The sequence below is a fragment of the Nocardiopsis lucentensis DSM 44048 genome (genome assembly GCF_000341125.1).
In the GTDB taxonomy this organism is placed as follows: Bacteria; Actinomycetota; Actinomycetes; order Streptosporangiales; family Streptosporangiaceae; genus Nocardiopsis; species Nocardiopsis lucentensis.
Map to the genome: position 1 here is coordinate 1 of NZ_ANBC01000470.1, position 693 is coordinate 693.

1 protein-coding gene is annotated in these 693 nt (G+C 76.9%); it reads left to right on the forward strand.

Going from position 1 to position 693, the window contains the following annotated elements:
• The coding region (locus tag D471_RS40240; protein WP_040689969.1) for a GTPase-associated protein 1-related protein at positions 1-693 on the forward strand (693 nt) is incomplete at both ends.

Sequence of the window (693 nt, forward strand, 5' to 3'; positions counted from 1 at the left end):
GTCGGTGCGTTCGGCGGCGGGCGACCACGTCGACGCACTCCTGGACGGCGTCCGGGGTGAGGTCTCGCCCGACCGTGCTCTGGAACTGCTGCGGTGGGCGCGGTCAGGCGGCCTGTCGCCTTCGGCCGCGGGACTGGAGGGGTACGGGGGCCGGGTGATCGCTCCCCGGATCGCCGAGACCACGCCGGGCGGCGAGCCCGAGACTGCGGTGCGGTCCCTGGTGGAGAGCTACGACGACCTGCGTCGCGGGGCGGCGGCGCGGTTGGCGGCCCTGCCCCGCGCGCGGGTGGCCGAACTGGCTTCCGGTCCGGTGGGCGCGTTGTTCGCGCACGACCGCGACGCGGCGAGCACCCTGCTGCGGGAACTGCGGCGGCTGGGCGCCGACCGTGGAGCGGACCCCGCGCGGCTGCTGGCCGACGTGGTGGAGTTGAGGCGGGAGGGGCGTGCCGCGGGAGCCCCGGGGATCGCCTCCTCCGACCTGGACGCCGAACTCCTGACCCGCGTCTGGGGTACCGGCCACGGCCCGAAGGAGGCGCTGCTCACGCTGCGGGCCGTGCGGTCCCCGGCCGAGGTCGGCTCGGACGTGGACGAGTGGGTGACCGAGGCGCTGGTCGCCGTCCCCGACGCCGATCAGGCCGGGGCGTGGCGGGAGCTGGTCGGGGCGCTGGACGGCCACTGGCTGCGCGACGGACT